Origin of the sequence: Lacrimispora sphenoides, assembly GCF_900105215.1 — a bacterium.
Taxonomy (GTDB): Bacteria; Bacillota; Clostridia; order Lachnospirales; family Lachnospiraceae; genus Lacrimispora; species Lacrimispora sphenoides_A.
The window spans coordinates 653,536-671,508 of sequence record NZ_FOIP01000002.1 but is presented as its reverse complement, the minus strand read 5'-3'; the positions used below and the strand labels follow the sequence as shown (position 1 = coordinate 671,508).

17 protein-coding genes are annotated in these 17,973 nt (G+C 41.3%); 1 reads left to right on the top strand and 16 read right to left on the bottom strand.

Annotated features, from left to right (window positions below; translation table 11 throughout):
* Positions 1-88: 88 nt before the first annotated feature.
* From BMW45_RS19925 to BMW45_RS19875, 11 genes are all read right to left on the bottom strand, one after another.
* The gene (locus BMW45_RS19925) at positions 89-634 is read right to left on the bottom strand and encodes a hypothetical protein (protein WP_092248083.1); all 546 of its coding nucleotides are present in this window, start codon (positions 632-634) and stop codon (positions 89-91) included.
* Positions 631-1,176: a hypothetical protein gene (locus BMW45_RS19920; RefSeq protein ID WP_143057069.1), complete on the bottom strand. Its 546-nt coding sequence runs from the start codon at positions 1,174-1,176 to the stop codon at positions 631-633. Before BMW45_RS19920 ends, BMW45_RS19925 begins: the two co-directional genes overlap by 4 nt.
* A 38-nt stretch (positions 1,177-1,214) precedes the next feature.
* Positions 1,215-2,060 carry a hypothetical protein gene (locus BMW45_RS19915; RefSeq protein WP_143057068.1) on the bottom strand — a complete coding sequence of 282 codons (846 nt, stop codon included), beginning with the start codon at positions 2,058-2,060 and terminating at the stop codon, positions 1,215-1,217.
* A 175-nt stretch (positions 2,061-2,235) separates the two neighbouring features.
* Complete coding sequence (locus tag BMW45_RS19910; RefSeq protein WP_092248077.1) at positions 2,236-3,063, bottom strand: hypothetical protein; 828 nt, start codon at positions 3,061-3,063, stop codon at positions 2,236-2,238.
* 58 nt (positions 3,064-3,121) lie between these two features.
* Positions 3,122-4,744 (bottom strand): DUF11 domain-containing protein, encoded by a 1,623-nt coding sequence (locus tag BMW45_RS19905; protein ID WP_092248074.1) that lies wholly within the window; start codon positions 4,742-4,744, stop codon positions 3,122-3,124.
* A gap of 191 nt (positions 4,745-4,935) precedes the next feature.
* Positions 4,936-5,454, bottom strand: a complete 519-nt coding sequence (locus tag BMW45_RS19900; protein ID WP_092248071.1) for a hypothetical protein — start codon at positions 5,452-5,454, stop codon at positions 4,936-4,938.
* A gap of 175 nt (positions 5,455-5,629) precedes the next feature.
* A complete protein-coding gene (locus tag BMW45_RS19895) occupies positions 5,630-6,358 on the bottom strand; it encodes a LytR/AlgR family response regulator transcription factor (RefSeq protein ID WP_025232330.1) in 729 nt (242 codons plus the stop codon).
* 693 nt (positions 6,359-7,051) lie between these two features.
* Positions 7,052-7,300, bottom strand: a complete 249-nt coding sequence (locus BMW45_RS29170; protein ID WP_166433430.1) for a LytTR family transcriptional regulator DNA-binding domain-containing protein — start codon at positions 7,298-7,300, stop codon at positions 7,052-7,054.
* Positions 7,301-7,786: 486 nt separating this feature from the next.
* On the bottom strand, positions 7,787-9,631 hold the full coding sequence (locus tag BMW45_RS19885; RefSeq protein WP_092248065.1) for an ABC transporter ATP-binding protein: 1,845 nt from the start codon (positions 9,629-9,631) through the stop codon (positions 7,787-7,789).
* On the bottom strand, positions 9,628-11,388 hold the full coding sequence (locus tag BMW45_RS19880) for an ABC transporter ATP-binding protein (RefSeq protein WP_092248063.1): 1,761 nt from the start codon (positions 11,386-11,388) through the stop codon (positions 9,628-9,630). Before BMW45_RS19880 ends, BMW45_RS19885 begins: the two co-directional genes overlap by 4 nt.
* A gap of 122 nt (positions 11,389-11,510) precedes the next feature.
* Positions 11,511-11,945 carry a MarR family winged helix-turn-helix transcriptional regulator gene (locus tag BMW45_RS19875; protein ID WP_330390831.1) on the bottom strand — a complete coding sequence of 145 codons (435 nt, stop codon included), beginning with the start codon at positions 11,943-11,945 and terminating at the stop codon, positions 11,511-11,513.
* Positions 11,946-12,225: 280 nt separating this feature from the next.
* Between BMW45_RS19875 and BMW45_RS19870 the strand changes: the two genes are divergently transcribed.
* A complete protein-coding gene (locus BMW45_RS19870; protein WP_092248060.1) occupies positions 12,226-12,447 on the top strand; it encodes a hypothetical protein in 222 nt (73 codons plus the stop codon).
* A 358-nt stretch (positions 12,448-12,805) separates the two neighbouring features.
* Here BMW45_RS19870 and BMW45_RS19865 read toward each other — a convergent pair whose 3' ends face one another.
* The 5 genes from BMW45_RS19865 to BMW45_RS19845 all read right to left on the bottom strand — a co-directional run bounded on the left by BMW45_RS19865 (position 12,806) and on the right by BMW45_RS19845 (position 17,972).
* On the bottom strand, positions 12,806-14,053 hold the full coding sequence (locus BMW45_RS19865; RefSeq protein ID WP_092248057.1) for a cation:proton antiporter: 1,248 nt from the start codon (positions 14,051-14,053) through the stop codon (positions 12,806-12,808).
* Entirely contained in the window at positions 14,050-14,661 is a 612-nt protein-coding gene (locus tag BMW45_RS19860; protein ID WP_092248053.1) for a TetR/AcrR family transcriptional regulator, read from the bottom strand. The genes BMW45_RS19865 and BMW45_RS19860 overlap by 4 nt, the downstream gene beginning before the upstream one ends.
* A 243-nt stretch (positions 14,662-14,904) precedes the next feature.
* Positions 14,905-15,801 carry a PHP domain-containing protein gene (locus tag BMW45_RS19855; RefSeq protein ID WP_092248050.1) on the bottom strand — a complete coding sequence of 299 codons (897 nt, stop codon included), beginning with the start codon at positions 15,799-15,801 and terminating at the stop codon, positions 14,905-14,907.
* A gap of 1 nt (position 15,802) precedes the next feature.
* On the bottom strand, positions 15,803-16,960 hold the full coding sequence (locus tag BMW45_RS19850) for an MFS transporter (RefSeq protein WP_092248047.1): 1,158 nt from the start codon (positions 16,958-16,960) through the stop codon (positions 15,803-15,805).
* Positions 16,961-16,973: 13 nt separating this feature from the next.
* Positions 16,974-17,972 (bottom strand): ROK family protein, encoded by a 999-nt coding sequence (locus BMW45_RS19845; protein ID WP_092248044.1) that lies wholly within the window; start codon positions 17,970-17,972, stop codon positions 16,974-16,976.
* Between the last annotated feature and the right edge of the window lies 1 nt (position 17,973).

Below are 17,973 nucleotides of genomic sequence, written 5' to 3'. Positions count from 1 at the left end.
GGTTCACGGCTCCAGCCGTATCAACTTGCAGCCGTTCGGTTTATACAGGCTGAACTGCTGTACTTTCTTGCAAATCTTATCCGTTTTCTCATGACGATTTATTCGCAGATTTAATAATTACGACTACTTTCCATGCTGTCTCGCCTGCATATTCTTCACCTTGTGTATAAAAACTCCAAACTGCAGTGCAAGGATAAAACCCTTGTTTAAGACCGCCGGTCAAGTGAATTTCTTCTATGTAATATCCAGGCTCAATCAAACCGGATTCATAAATTACTTCTCCGGTTGCATCCCTTACAATCCTTAATGTACAGCTAAAATTATTCTTACTGTCGTTTGCAATCCTGGCTTCTCCGGGTTCATCAGAATGATCAAAATAAATCTGACGTTCCAAAGAAACATATTTCATATTTTTGACCAGTTCCTGGTTTCTCAAATCTCTTACAATTGCATCATCTTCACCTTCAGCAAGCTCCTGTTTCCATTCAAGTTCTGATTTGGCATATTCTTTACGGGTCTGCTGATTACTGAACATTTTCTGTAAGCCCATGCCTACAAAAAATGATCCGGCCAGCAGGCAGATAACCGCTAAGAACATGAAGCAACTGCGAATTTTGTTGTTATTTAATTTCATTTATAAAAAAGACCATCCATCACATGAAGTACAATTTTTACATTTGCTTCCGAGATCTTATCCTCAGTCTCATCCAAAGAGTATGTGGTAAAGTGTGCTGTCGCCTGATAATCCCCGGCCTGAAGCGTTTTATTTAACTCGATATATTCAATATAAAATCCTGGGTCTATCAGTCCCGACTGATAAATAATATCTCCAGTGTCATCCAGCCTGATATCTACCTGGAAAGAATAATGGTTTGCTGCTATATTTTCGATTGCAATCCGACCTTTCTTTCCTCCATTTTCAAATACCGGACCGGCCGCGATTCCGATATCCACCATACCTTCTGCTACCTTGGTACTTAAAATATCCACGATTTCCTGGTCTGTCTTACCCGGAAGCATACCACCCAAAGCCAGCGCATCTCTTGTTAAACGGCTTAAATTATTGTCTCTGGTCATCTGGTAATAGATACCTGATCCAACTCCAATCAGAAGCAACAGGAGAATAATAATGATCCATAATAACTTACTTTTTTTCTTTTCTTTTTGCACTGTCATCTTTCCAGTCCTTTACTTTCTTTCTATTTACAAATAACTTACGGCGTTACTTCCGGAAGTTCACCCGGTATCACCTGCCAAAAAATCGCTCCGACTTTTAACGACTCTTCAACCTGCGAATATTCGCTCTGCATTCCGCCTACTTTGACGCCTACATTGACGTATGTTTCTGAAGGTACATTTGCCGTTCCCGCCGCAGTATATCCATTTGTCAGTACATCTTCCGGTGCGTTCAAAGCAATTTTATCTGCATACCAAAATACATCCTTAAGCTCCGTACTGCTGTCTTCATAACTTATTGTCACCTGGCCGGGATCAGAAAATGCAACATGATCCATCAGCATCTGATACTCTTTAAAATTCGTCTGTGACGATGCTCCATCCCATGTAGGGTCATATCCTACCGCCTTCCAGTAATGCGTCTTACCTTCATCACTGTCATCGCCGGCAATAAAAGGCTTTAACTCAACCGGCAATCCCTCTCTAGGTGGATTCTCTTCTTCCAGATGCTCTTCTCTTACATCAGTTGAGTAATTCAGGATTGGGATTGTATGTTCCGAAAACGTCTGCAATTCATACTCAGCGGTTATTCCTGCTCCGGAATCGGAAGGTACGCTGACATGTACTTTTACATTCGGCACAAGTAAGTTTCCATTCTCGACTGACACCGGATATGTATCACTGCTGTCAACACTTCCACGCACAACAAATCCATATGCCAAAGGTACGGTTACCGATATCCTTGCTTCTGATGGTATCTGAGTTACACTCAACCACACATTGGACGTCGGGCCTTCGCTTGCTAACGCAGAAAAGCGCAGGCAGGCCGTACATACAAATCCAACTGCGGTAAGTTTAACTATATATTTTTTCCATCGTTTCATAGGATTCATTTATTTTCCTCTTTTCCATTCTGGCTGTTTCCGGAAATCTCTTGCAAATAAACTGTCCTGCCCCCTGCTGTTTATTTGCAACAAATCTCCGGAGAATCTCCGAAAGGAGATTCTCTGGGGATTATAACTAATCATCCTGGCGTTTATAAACTGTCCTCAAATTTAATTAAGGCTGAAGGTAATCCTCGGTAGGTGCAGTGTCAACATCATTCTGCATCTCTACACTGATCGTCCATACGATGTTACCAATCTTTGCAGACTCTTCTACCTGCTTATACTCGCCCTTTTTTCCACCTACAAGTACATCAAACTTTGCATGGTGAGTCTCTCCAACAATTGCATAATCATCACTGTCTACGTTAGAGTAGCTTGAATCACCTAATGGGTCTGTGTTAGGTGCTGCCAGATTAATACCGGTTCCAGCCATCTGGAGTCCGCCGTTTGCCACTGTATCAAAATTGTTACCATCAACGCTTATATTGTACTTCTTAAAATCATTCAATCCGGTATTGCTGCTGGTTGTATGCGTCCAGTATTTTCTGGATGCGTCATCCCCTTCATTCTTGATGTTTCCATTGATCTTAACAGCCAGACCTTCTCTTTCTCCTGAAGTATTCTTGAAGGTAGAATAGTTTGTAAATGGCAGCTTTCCTTCAACAGTAAGATTTCCTTCTGTCTGCAGGTTATAAACTGCACCTTGCCCGTTATTTGACGGAGTGGTTACGTCTACCTTTACATTTGGAAGATAAATATCTCCGTTTGCGCTGGTCACAGGACTGTTATCACTTACTGTAGTCGTACCTTTTACTACGAATGCAAACAGTGTCGGAACTTCTACTTTTACTTTTGCATCCATATCTTCGATAATAACACCTGCCCATACATCAGTGCCGGTTGATGCAGGAACAGCTCCTCCTGGATCTGCCATTGCTGGTATCACCATGCTTGTTGCCATTACGCCTGCTAATAATGTTGTTATGAGTCTCTTCTTCATCTTTCATTCTCTCCTTTTTGATAATTAAAGTTATATGATAAAAAGAACAATAACCTTTCTATCCAACGGTGATCATTGGAAAGTCCACCTGATTCTCAGGCCTTTCCTGATTGTTTACGGATCTGCTGTCATCTGCCTGCCAGTAAACCTGATTCCTGACCGAAAAATCCGGCGGTGTACAAAGAAACACCTTTACCTGAAAAGTTAATTCCTTTTCTTCACCCGGAAGGATACTCTCCAGCATCCAGGTTATATACTGCTGTCCGTCGACAACTCCATATATCCCATCGTCTTCCACGGAAACAAAACTGGTATGCTCCGGAAGGTAATCCCGGATACGCACATCCTTAATCTCTTCCTCGCTGTCATTGGGAAGTACCATTCTATATGTAAGTATCTCATTGGGAAGTACCCGGGACTGCATTCCATGGCTGGCAGCTACTTCTGCACCAAAGGAAATATTGATATCCATTGCCTCACCGGATCCCCCAGCATCTCCAGCTGATTGCTCATTTTGTGAATGCTGTTCCTGGGCCTGAGATCCTTCTGACTGCGGATCTGTCGCTTTCTCAATCTCTGTTGAGCTTTCCGGAATCGTTTCCGGACTTGTTGTTTCTTTTGCTAAAGTAGTTTTTTCTCTATCTGAACCAGAATTCCCTCCTGAGCCATAATCTTTTGTCGGATTATGTGTCTCTGGCGTTGTTTCCTCTGCAGTTGTCTCTTCCTTTGTTGTCTCCTGCGGACTACTTTCCTCCGCTGTTGTTGCTTCCTCTGTTGTCTCCTGGGGACTACTCTCTTCTGTAGTTGTTTCTTCCTCTGTTGTTTCCTGCGGACTACTCTCCTCCGCTGTTGTTTCTTCCTCTGTTGTCTCCTGCGGACTGCTCTCCTCCGCTGTTGTTTCTTCCTCTGTTGTTTCCTGAGGACTGCTTTCCTCCGCAGTCGTTTCTTCCTCAGGAACAAGCACCGCTGGAATCGGTTCTTCATATCCCGGTAAATCAAATATAATGCAGGTCGGTTCGCTTACCGGAACAAAACCACTATCATACCAATATGTAATTGTAATACTGGAATACATGCTTACTTCTTCTTTAAACTCTGTATAGAGAATGACATTGCCGTCCTCAGTGTAACAAAGCATTACATCTCCTACATGGACTCCGCCGGTTAGAACTAACTCTTCCCAGAATTCACTATCCAGGGAAAGTCCTTCAATCCGTCCAAGATTCCATGTTACGCTGTCTCCTTCGCCCAATCCATAAGCTTGTGGATATATCGTCACTTTTAATTGGTGTTTAACAGCAGTATTGGGTTTGATTTTCTGATTTTTCTTTAAGGTAATATTCCAATTATTACTGTCAACAATAGCAACTCCATTCAATGAAACCTGAAACCATGTAGGAATAATTGCATTCTCATTGTCTGCTTCCTGTTCCAGTAGTTCCTGCAAACTCAGTTGGCCCGGAAGCCCTGTAGATAACGGCGCCGCCAATACACTCGTCGCTCTTGAAGGCGTTGCCAGTGTGCTGGCTCTTACTCCCTTTGCTTTTACACCAAACACACTTTCAATGCGCCTCGTCCCTGCGAAGGAGGCTGACGAAACAACAGCGATCAAGGCTACTATCAAACCCGCACTTGCATATAGCTTGGCAAGCCATTCAATTCTCTTCCGGTTTTTAACCATATCTTCACCTCTGTTTCACACGATCAACATTGTGCTACTACTACACCTTCACTGACTTCTTCGTTCACAACATCGCCTAAACCATCCAGATCTTTGACCTTTCGGTTACTGCCTATAATGATGTAGAGAGCAACCGGAATGCTGCATACTAAAATAATCAGTTCAATAATATTACTTACTGAAATAAGTCATCACCTCCTCTTAAGTGCTTTTGCACTTTCTCTTTTGTACCAGTTAAAAACTAAACTATTGTACCAAAGAGCTGCTATCGTACACCCCCAGACTCCTCCAATCGATGCGGATAATACAAAATCCATCCGATTGATACCAGGCTCATCTTCCTGAGCAGGATCAGAATCCGGAGACGTAAGCTCAATTCTGACTGTCCGTACCTCACCACGATGGCAGCCCTGACACTCTCTCCGCTCAATCCTTATCCCTGATTCCGGTCTTTCTTCCATCACTTTCCAGTCTCCATAATGATGACCGGTCGCCGGCAGATGTTCTATATAAGTATAACCGCACAAGGTACACACATTTTCAACTAGACCTTCTGAATCTTCTGAGTTCAGTTTTAATATATGGCTTTCAAATTCATGCTGCTGACCACCGGTGCAGGCAGGATGCGTATCAGCATACCCGACTCCACAACATAGGATAGTTAAAAACAGCGTACATAGCAACATAAGAAGCTTTTCTCTTACTTGCAATTACCTGCCCCCCCATCCTATCTTTTTAATAACCAGATAATTGTAAATATTTCATCCGCATATGTATTTTGGTTATTTCCTTTATTTTGATTAACAATTCCGTTCAACATTACATTAACCTATCTTTCCCAACTTGTGTTGATTCTTGGATAAACAGCAGTCTATTCGCTCCAAACTACACTACGTTTCTCGTTTCAGCGTATTCTTCCATTTCCCGTTTTAACTCTGCGTAATAGTATCTCCCTACCGGCAGCCTCTCTCCCGTATCTAATACTATTTCTTTAAAAGAAATAGTTCCGATATGAGATTTTGCTACCACGTAAGACTTATGGATTCTGACAAAACCATAATCCTTTAACCTTAATTCAATTTTTCCAATGGTCGAATAGAAGCTAAACTGGTCACTACCGTAATAAACGGTCACTATCCGTTTTGTGACTTCAAAGTAATGAATCTTTTTAATCTCAATCTTTCGGAATTCACCAGCCCCTGTACACATAATATATTCCGTTTGCTTTTCTTGTACTGATTTTACCGCTCGCATAAAAATATCTTCGAATTTTTCTACCGTTGTTTCTCCTTTCACAACATAATGCAATGCTTTAACATCAAATGCCGTGGTGTAAAAATCTTTAGAAACTGTAAAAAACACAATTTCACTGATACACCCTTGACTTCTCAGCTTTCTGGCGACCTCATCCCCCTGAATCCCATTCATTCTCATATCTAGATAAATAATGTCTGGGTAACTTTTGTGATCCCCTTGTAAGCGGAACAGCAGTTCTTCACCTTTGTGATATAAGGAAAACACCACATCAACTTGATGAATTGACGCTAACAGTTCCAACTGTTTTTTACATTGTTCCAGTTCTTTTTCATTATCATCACAAATTGCGATAATCACGATTTATCCTCCTCTTTAAGTCAAGCACCAATTAATAAGCACCTGCATTTAATTTTTCTGCAACTATTGTTCTGAAATTGCCTTTATTCGTTTATATCCCCACTAATATAGGCAACAGTTATTCTACAATATGGGCAGTGACTAGATTTCGTAGGATAACATGAACATATGTCCCCTCTTAAGATGTTCCGAATCACACAATCCTTTGTAACCTATAAGCTCACCCAAATCGTAGTATCAAACTTATCCAGATAAGCATATAAAAAACTCAGTTTTCCTGGAAGCACATGTATTTAATTTGAGTTCTCATGTACTAAATCAGTTTCAAGAAGCGATAAATCATAATTAATTGCATGAAAAAGTTGGATAAGGTTTTTATACCTTATCCTCTACTTTTGGTCACTATATCGTGATGAAACTTAAATTATGCTTGTTTTTTCTAACCACTTGACGATCTTTACCGGTATTTAAAATTGTAAGGATCAGCAGAAATTCAAATATCATCAGCCATCTGAGTCTTTAAGTTATAAGCTATCCTGTCTTTTTAAATAACCTGATAGTTATAAACATTTTATCTGTATGTAGATCTTGGTTATTTCTCATATTTCAATAAACATTTTTTCAGCATTACTTTACTTCTTTTTTTTTAATCTGTAATAAATAATTGATAAACAGCAGTCTTTTTGTTCCAAACTACACCACTGTTCCCGCTTGCGCATATGTCTCCATTTCCCGTTTCAAATCTGCGTAATAGTATCTCCCCACTGGCAGCACCTCCCCCGTATCCAATGTTATTTTTTTAAATGAAAAATTCCTAATATGAGAGATTGCTGCCACATAAGACTTATGGACTCTTACAAAACCATGATCCTTTAACCTTAATTCAATTTTTCCTATTGTTGAATAAAAATGAAACCGGTCATTGTCGTAATAAACGGTCACAACCCGTTTTACAATTCGGCCCTGATGGATAACACTTCGCCATTTTGATTTTTTCTAGATAAGAATATTAAAAAATAGATTTTACTGGAATTATATTGTTCCCAAATTGTGTTTTTTTGTACTCAAATTGTGTTTTTTGTTCTTGATTTGAATTTATATGTATTATCCAATTACGGGATATATAAATCCCATGATAAATAAAACGGCCATCAGCATTGAGCTGCTGCTCAAACAAAAATGCCCGTCACCTCCCAGCAGGAGTTAGACAGAGAAGATTGTGGCATGTAAAATGGAGAAGTGTGACAGGCAGATAAACGCGCAAAAAGGGTACTACAAAAACACAAAAACAGCTATATAATGACCTGAGGATACTCTCTTTTTCTAAAAAAAAGAGAACGGTTACTAAGCCGTTCTCCATTTTTACATTATCAGATGATAAAGTAAGATATTCATACTATTAAAGATTACAAATCAACGGATCAAGATCTATGCAGCAGGTTCAAACTGGCTGTTGTAAAGTTCCGCATAGAAGCCTCCCTTTTCTAACAGTTCCTTATGATTGCCACTTTCGATAATGTCCCCATCTTTCATGACCAGAATCAGGTCGGCATTTTTGATGGTGGACAGGCGGTGTGCGATGACAAAGGATGTGCGTCCTACCGTCAGCTTATCCATAGCTTCCTGAATCAAGATTTCGGTGCGTGTGTCCACAGAACTTGTTGCTTCGTCCAGAATCAGCATGGGAGCGTTTTGGATCATCGCTCTGGCAATCGTAACAAGCTGTTTCTGCCCCTGTGAAAGACTTGCCCTGTCATTTAACAATGTGTCATACCCTTGCGGCAAGGTTCTAATAAAATGATGAAGACCTACTGCCTTGCAAGCAGCAATCACCTGTTCATCTGTCACCTCCGGCTTGCTATAAATAATATTTTCCTTGATGGTGCCTTCAAAAAGCCATGTATCCTGCAATACCATACAAAATTGCTCATGGACATTCTCTCTTGGCACCTGGCTGATTGGAATGCCATCCAGCAATATTTCTCCACCGTCCAGTTCATAAAAACGCATCAGCAGATTGACCATTGTTGTTTTTCCTGCACCGGTCGGTCCCACAATGGCTATCTTCTGACCGGCTTTAATTTGAGCTGAAAAGTCATTGATAATCGTTTTTTCCTGGGTATATCCAAACTTCACATGACGGAATTCCACATCACCTTTCACATTGGTGAGCTTCTTTGCTTTTTGACTCTCGTCAGACAGCTCTTCCTCATCAAAGAACTCAAACACGCGCTCACTGGCAGCAGCGGTTCTTTGCAGGTTCTGGAATGCCTGAGCAATTTGTGAAAGCGGTTGGGTAAACAAACGGATATACAGCATAAAAGCAACGATCACGCCAAAACTGATGGTTCCGTTCATAGCCAGCGCCGCACCTACCACACAGACGGCCACATATCCAAAGTTACCGATAAACGTCATAAGCGGCATCATCAATCCGGACATAAACTGGCTCTTCCAGCCGCTGTTATACAGGCTCTCGTTCACATTCTCAAAAAAACATCTGGCCTCTTTTCCGCCGTTATAAGCCTTCACCACATTATGGCCGGAATAAACTTCTTCAATATGACCATTAGCGACACCCAGATCTTCTTGCTGCTGAACGAAATATTTCTGCGATTTTGACATGATAACACCCATGATAATAAATCCCAAAACACTCGAACCCACAGCAGTCAATGCCATAATCCAGTTATTGTAGAACATCATAATTGCTGTACCCACAAGCATGGTTACTGATGTAACCAGATTTCCGATGCTTTGGTTCATGGTCTGACCGATGGTATCCACATCATTGGTCACCCTGCTGAGAATATCACCATAGCTTACCCGGTCAAAATATTTCAAAGGCAGCTTATTGATTTTTTGTGATATACCGGTACGCATATTTTTGCTGATTTTTTGTGTTACAGTTGCCATCATAAAACTTTGAATAAAGTTGAGGAGCGCTGAACCTGTGTATAATGCCACCAACAGTAATGCAATGCTTTTTATTATACCAAAATCAATTGCACCCGCGACCGGAACACCATTGATCAACGAAGGTAATCCTTTTGAGATCTCGTTGGTCATATCTTTCAGTTTATCCGGACCGATGATTTGCAGCACTGTTCCGATTGACGCCATAACAAGAGCGAGAATCACTACAGGCATATAATTTTTACAATAGGCAATCAGTTTTCCCCATGTCCTTTTAAAATCTTTTGGCTTTTCAACAGCCCCCTGTCCCATAGGACCTCCGGCTATCGGCTTTCTGTTCGTTCTTTGTTCACTCATGATACAAGCTCCTCCTCACTTAACTGACTCATGGCAATTTGCCTGTATACCTCACAGTCCTGAAGCAGATCCTTGTGTTTTCCTTTGCCCACAACTCTGCCTTCGTCCAGTACGATTATCTGATCAGCATCCATAATCGTGCCGATACGCTGTGCCACAATCATACTGGTCACACCTGCTGTTTCTTTTTTCAATACATTACGCAAAATCCGATCCGTCTTATAATCCAATGCTGAAAAGGAATCATCAAATATATAGATTTCCGGCTTTCGACAGACCGCGCGGGCAATGGCAAGCCGCTGTTTCTGCCCGCCGGACACATTGGTACCGCCCTGGGCAATGTCTGCTTCATAGCCACCCTCCATACGCTCAACAAAATCCGTTCCCTGTGCAATTGCAACAGCTTTTTTGATTTCGTGCTCAGAAAATCCATTGCCACCATTATCTCCGTATGCCACATTGGACGAAACCGACCCCTTGAATAGAACCGCTTTCTGGGGCACGTAACCAATTTTATTGTGGAGTGCCTCCTGTGTATACTCCTTAATATTCACACCGTCAATCAGGATTTCTCCTTCTGTCGCATCAAAAAAGCGCGGCACAAGGTTTATCAGTGTTGATTTACCACTTCCTGTGGAGCCGATAAATGCAATCGTTTCCCCCTGCTTTACCGTAAAGTTCACATCCTCCAGCACATAATCCGCCGCATCCGGATATTTGAAGCCCACATGTTGAAACGTAACCTCACCTTTCAAACCAGGGACTCCATTTGTATGGCTGCCATCAAGGATTGTAGGCTCGGTGTCCAGCACTTCATTGATTCGCTTAGCGGAAACACTGGCACGGGGAAGCATGATGAAAATCATGACCAACATCAAAAATGACATAACAACCTGCATCGCATAGCTGGAGAAGACGACCATGTTAGAAAACAGCGTCAGTTTATCCGTCATCTGCGCCGCATTAATTAAGTAGGCGCCAATCCAATAGATGGAAAGGGACAGTCCACTCATAATCATGTTCATGACCGGCATCATAATTGCCGTAGCACGGCTTGTATACAACTGGGTACCGGTTAATTCCTCATTCGCTTCTTCAAACTTCTTTTCTTGATAATCCTCGGCATTATAAGCTCTTACCACACGAAGTCCTGTCAGATTTTCACGAGTAACCCGGTTCATGTTATCTGTTAAGGCTTGCATTTTCTTAAATTTCGGTATCACAAAAATCATGATAATACCAATCATAACAACCAAAATTGCAACCGCCGCGCCTGTGGCGAGTGACCATTCAAAACCCTTTCCAGCGATTTTGGTAATTGCCCATACAGCCATAATCGGAGCTTTTATAATCAGCATTAATCCCATGGTAATCAAAGTCTGAATCTGTGTAATATCGTTTGTTGAACGGGTGATTAAGCTGTCCGTGGAAAAGCGGTTGATTTCCTCCATGGAAAAGGATTCCACTTTATTAAAAAGCAGACTGCGCAGACGTTTAGAAAATGCGGCGGCAATCCGTGCCGCAAAATAACCAACAATAACAGCACTTGCCAAACTGCCGAGTGTGCAGAGAAGCATTTTACCCCCAGCAAGCCAAATTTCACTCATCGCACTACCGGGCGTTTGTACTAACATGGTTATTTCTGACATGTAATCCGGTGATTTTAAATCCAGCCATACCTGGACCATCACAAATATCAAGCTAAATAAAGCCATCAGCCATTCTTTGGGCTTGAGATATTTAAATATTCTAATCATAGAAAAAGCCTCCTTGTTATTAGTGTTCACATTGAACGCTGTTAGTTATGTGGTCCTAAAATGCAGACCTCGTTTGGTCTGCATTTTTATCTCACTATCTTTATTCCCCGGTTTCGATTATTCTATTCAAAAGGATCTGGCATCGTGCGCTGGGCGATCTCAAAGAACCGCGTGGAGAGACGTACAAATTCTCTTGCGTCTTTTTCACCCATCACAGTTAATACTTGAATCAAATGATTTTGCATTCGCTGCATGTTTGCCCGAATCCGTTCACGACCTTCTTCCGTAATCGTAACCAAAATAAAGCGTCTGTTCGTGGTGTCGATTTCACGGTGAATCTGCCCTTTCTTTTCGAGGGTACGGAGTGCCGCAGAGATTCTGGCCGTACTGCTGTTCAGCGCCTCACTCAATTCAGATGGCGATGCAGGTGATTCTTTCGTATAAAGATATCTTAAAATGAAAATTTCGCCTTTTCCAGAACGATTAAATTCATCCATGACTTTTCCACGGGACATCAGCTCACCCAATGAATCGACCAATTCTTCTATACTACTCAATCTATTCACCTCCACCTTTCAAACAGGTATTAGTATTCATAACTAACACTGTTAATAGTGTATACTATTGCGCAAACATTGTCAAGAAAATTTTTCACATCTAAAATACCCACTGGATAGCCACTGCGCTCCCCTTATTTCATATTGCGCATTTACCTTCTTTACCCAACTTCCAATTTTTTTTGCAGAACTATGATAAATCTCCTAATGGATTACGCCTATATCCTGTTATTCTTAACATAAAGCTCGACAACAAAAAATCAAAAGGAGGATATATATTATGACTTTCGGCAATGTCTTTATTTTAATCACCGTATTGGTTGGTGCCGTTCTCTTGAACCAATTGATTCAGCACCGAAAGGGCGCCCGCAGAGAAGCCGCGCTACAGCGCACCAAAGAAATCGAAAAAGCACATTGGCGGCATGTGCTTCGAAATTATGATTTTGTTTTTGCTGATGACATGGAAGATAACACAAGTGAAAACTGTAAAGCTGTGTCTTAAAATCACCTTATATCTCCGGAAGACAGCGATATACATACCTTTTCTACGTACCTCATTATAGGAAGCTGTCCGGTATAATTTTGAAAATTTTAATTTTTCCTCTGTTGCTTCTTGGTTCGCTTGCTGTTGCCAAAAAGCGACAAACAAAAGCTTTAAGATATACTTTCCCGTCACTTCCCAGGTTGTGCTCCTCTTCCTAAGCAATTCTATATTGTGTATATTTTATCAAAACCACCCTATTTTCACTATCAAAACACGCCATCTGACATTAGTTAAGAGACAACAATATGATAACGTAATTAAAAGGCACATCCTCTCAGCTTAAGATGTGCCTTTCATTATTTATCCTTACTTTTTATCAAGTGTTCCGTCCCTGTAAGTTAGAATTAAAGCCGTGAAATTCGCCTGCCCATTCAAAGCCCTTCTTCGCTGTAATGACGGCGATAACCTCATTGATTACCGCTGCGGCCGCAATCGTGCCTTGAATGATTTTTGCGCACTCCGGCGCGGGAGCCGCTAAAACAGAAACAGCGATTCCTGTAAATACCAGCGAAACACCGGAATGAGGTAAAAGCGTAAAACCAAGATATTTCTGCACGGTATCAGGAAGACCGGTTGCTTTCGCACCGAGACGTGCCCCGTAATACTTTCCAAGTGCGCGTGAGACAATATAGATAAAAGTAAACAGTCCTGCACCGAGAATCGCATGATAATCCAGCGGTGCACCGAGATTCAAAATCACAATAACCATGGAACCACTGAGAAACGGATTGAAATCACGGACAATCTGCTCCAGACGTTCTTCAGTTACCAGGTTGGAAAAGGCTGCCGAAAATGCCATCCCCATCAGCATAAAATTGAGTAACGGAGACCTCATCAGATAGGTATTACAGACAAAGCCAATGAACGCAGTCACCAGGATCAGCCCAATGAGGATAAAGAGAGTCAGCGGTTTGGAGCGTTCCTTTTTTAACAGCAATCCTGCGGGCAGACCAGTGACAGTGCCAATCAGCAGCGGCAGGAAAATCATTACTGGAATCATGTAAATCGGCATATTGCCACCAGTAACTTTTCTTGCAACAATGGCGATTGTGGTAAAAAATACGATCACCCCGACCATGTCGTCCAGTGCTGCCATGGGAATCAGCGTTTTGGTTACAGGGCCATCGGTATGAAATTCCCGCACGATGGAGAGTGCAGGTGCAGGTGCCGTGGCCAGCGCGATGCCGCCAAAAATAAATGCCAGATAAATCGGAATGCCGCTGACGGCAAAGATGATTGTGAAAACAGCAGACACCAAGATGAACGTGCCGAGGGACTGGGTCAACGTGGTGATGATCAAGGCTTTACCGTATTCTTTCATACGGCTCCAGACAAGTTCTGTGCCAATCATCAGGCCGACGGCGCACTCCAACACATGAACGATTGCCTGATACTTTACGCCGTCCATAAGGGCTTGCGGTATCAGCTTCAGTGCATGGGGACCTAAAATCATTCCGGCGATAAGCCAGCCGAGAATAGAGGGGAGCTTTAATTTGGAAACCAGCTTGCCCATAAAAAAGGCAAGAACAATGGCGGCAATCCACCGGAGTAAGAGCATTATCATTTTTCATTTCCTCTTTCTACAATGCCATAAAGCATAAAATCAAGCAGTTTCGTAAGATTGGTTTCATGTGCAGTCATGCGGTCTGAAAAAGACATATTACGGCAGGCTGGGCTGCTGAAATAGCCGTTAAACATATTTTGCATGATGGCAAAATAGGCCATGGCTTCCTCACGGGTAACGCCCTGCCGCAACTTAAGAGAATCCAGAATTTTTTGATACAATTCAGCATTTAATTGGTCAAATTCCTGCCGTAAACCCGTAAGCTGATCACACAATGCCTCCGGCGGCTGGAAAATCGTTTCAAAAAATAGACGAGTTTCCTGCTCATGCTCATGAAAGAACCGCAGTCGGGCGTCCATATACTTCTGTAAGTCACTTCCGATATCGGCAGCTCTTAGATATTCCGTTAAAGTGGAAAAACACTGCCCAACGCAGGCAAGATAGATGGCATCTTTATTCTTAAAATTGTGATAAAGCAAACCTTTGGGAATTCCAGCGCTGCAAATATTATTTAGCGATGCTCCTGCATAACCGTTCGCACCGAATTCTTCCATCGCTGCTGCTAATATTTTTTGCTTGGTTCGTTCGGTTTTCTCTTCTTTTTTCATTTCAACCTCCTGAAAGTATTATTGACCGCTTGGTCTATTATACACAAAATAGACCATTAAGTCAATAATATAGTATTGAAACAACACAATCATTAATTAATGAACCAAAGAAGTTTTATTCCCAGAAGGAAAATATCTGATTCTTGCCGGGAAAGGGGGGCTATCTATCGTTTATAAAAAGCAAAAGGACTAAACCACGATGGTTCAAGTCCTTTTACTTTAATATTCGATGAGTAAATACTTTTATAACGACGCCTCATGAAGTTTTTTCTTGAATTGTTGATAAATATCTATTTCTTCATGGCAGCTCATATACCCCAGTTTGATTGCCGGCTTTGTTTTCCCATGAAAATCGCTGCCCATTGTTTTCAGTAAATGAAATTTTTCAGCCTGCTTACTGTAAAAAGCAACCATGCTTTCATCATGATAACTACTGTATACTTCCATCCCATCAATACCACAAGAAACAATGCCTTCCAGAATCTTCTGATCCTGCCCGATATTAATCCCTGGGTGAGCAAGAACAGCTATACCTCTTGCTTTTCTAATCAATTGTATGGCTTCGTTCAGCCCAAGAAACTGAATAGGTACATAAGCCGGCTTCCCTTGGGAGCAAAAGTCCCAATAAAAATTCACATAAGGATTATCACTACGCTTCCCGTTCTTTCGATATGGTTCCAGAAGAGGATTGTTCTGATTTCTTTTATCTTCCAGAGCAACTTCAGCAATCATTTCACCTGTCACTACACCTTCTATGGCAAGATCCAAAACTGCTTCTATTACAAGATGAATACCTAAATCCTGCACTAGATGTATTAGTTTTGAAGAAGCATCTTGTTCTTTCTTTAAGATATCCATTTCATTTTTTTCAAATTCAGGTACTGTTGGATCAATCCCATATCCCAAAAGATGCAGATTAACGCCTTCAAATTGACAGTCAAGCTCAATAGCACGAATAAATTCGATCCCTAATTCATTTGCTGATTTCTGAGCATCTTCGATCCCTCGTACGGAATTGTGGTCAGCTAATGCAACCGTTTTTAAACCATGTTGTTTACACAGCTGCATGAGTTGTGATGGCGAGTATTCCCCATCGTTGCTAATATTGGAATGCATATGTAAATCTAACTGATTAGACATTTCAAGCCCTCCTTGCTACGATTTTATTAATTTTCTCACTGCTAACAAACATCGTTATGAGTAACACCATAATAAATATGGGATAGAACTGTATCCCCACCACACTTGATAATACCCCGATTGCTGGTGGCACCAGCATCGTTCCAATGTAAGCAAACGCCATTTGCACACCCATCAGTTTACTTGAATTGTTTTTGCCAAAACGGACCGGCGTTTCATGCAACATAGAAGGATAAATAGGTGCACATCCCATTCCAATCAGAATAAATCCCAGTAAGTTGACATATTGATTGGAAATCAGTAATAAGACAGCCCCAATACCAATGATAAATTGACCACCTCGAATCAACATAGGATTACTCCACTTGGCAGTAATAAACCCATTGACTAACCTGCCTATGGTGATGCCAAGGTAAAATACGGATATCCAACCCGCGGCAACATCAGAAGAAACACCTTTTGCCTGCACCAGATAACTGGCGCCCCATAAACCGGTGGTAGCCTCTAATGCACAATAACAAAAGAAACCAAGAAGTGCTGAGCGTATCCCCGGCATTTGAAATACATACTGGCTTTGATTTTCTTCAATTATACTTTCTTCCCGACCTTTACCAAACAATCTCCAAAGCGGCAATGAAACCAGCAAAATAATCACTAAAAAAATCTGAATAATTGCAACAGAAAAATAACCCTTTTGCCACGACCCGTTATGGGAAATGGCAACTGACATAATAGCGGGACCAGCAGTTGCACCAATTCCCCAGAAACAATGAAGCCAACTCATATGTCTAACCGAAAAATGCAAAGCCACAAAATTATTTAAAGCAGCATCTACGGCCCCTGCTCCTAGTCCTAATGGAATTGCCATCAGACATAACCATACATAGCTTTGGCTAAAGGAAAAACCCAGCAAAGCCATGGCTGTTATAAATACACTGATTAATGTGAGTTTGCCAGTACCAAGTTTTTGAATCAGTTTCCCACTCAGAATACTTGAGATTATGGTTCCCCCGGATATAATCATGGAGATTAATCCTGCCCCGGCCATTGGCAGGGATAAATCAGCCCGGACCGTTGGCCATGCAGCGCCAAGCATAGAATCAGGAAGCCCCAAGCTGATAAATGCAATATAGATAATAATCAATAATAATGTCGTCATGGTATCTCCTACCTTATCGTTGCCATTTTGGTTCCAATGGTTTTAATGAGATTTGTTTAATGCCCTCTGCAAAATCTTTGCCAAAGTCACTTGATACAATAATGTCAGGCATTACTTCTGACTTGATTGTTTTTTTACAGTCCTCTATAATGAGATCAATCGCTACTTCGGCGAAATTTTCTCTGTAAATGACGAGGATATCTGGATTTAAAAGGCAGGTGAACGTAATGATTAATTTCTTAAGTGCCACTGAAATATTTTCTGAAACATATGCTGGATTATTCCAATCAAATCCATCCGGAAGAAATTTAGCTTCGCCAGCAAAGCCATCTTTTCCTTTATACATATCACCGTTGATAAAAACACCTGCACCTAAAGGATATTTCTCTGGAATATAAACGCCAACCACGTTTTTATCGTCACATTGATTAGAAGTACAATATCCTAGAACAGCTGCGTTAACATCATTTTCAAAGACTACAGGAATTTGAAATTGGTTTCTCAAATGTTCCACAAGGGATTTCCCTTCAAGAGATATATAATCACTGACCTCCATCTTCCCTCTGATTTCCTGCCCTGGCATACCAATGCCGATCAATTTAATGTTAGGATACTTTTTCAGCATTTTCTCGATTATCAGATCAAAACTACGTTCAGATATTTCATCTAAGACAATCTCGCTGCCTTCAATCACTTCCCCATATAGATTAACAACGGCAACATGGGTTAAATCCTTCATTTCATACTCATTTGTATAAATGACTAATGCCATACTGTATTCCTCATTAAAGGAATAGATGACTGCTGGTCTGCCGCCACTGGACACTTCCAGCTCATCAAGAAGTATCTCTCCATCTCTCAAAAGCACTTCAACAAGTGAATTAATTGTTACCACGCTTAATCCTGTCAAATTTGCCAACTGAGGCTTTGTTGCTTTTTTATTTTCTTTTAATACCCGTCTAACCGTATCTAAATTAATTTGTTTCATTAAATTTACATTCCCTACTGCCATA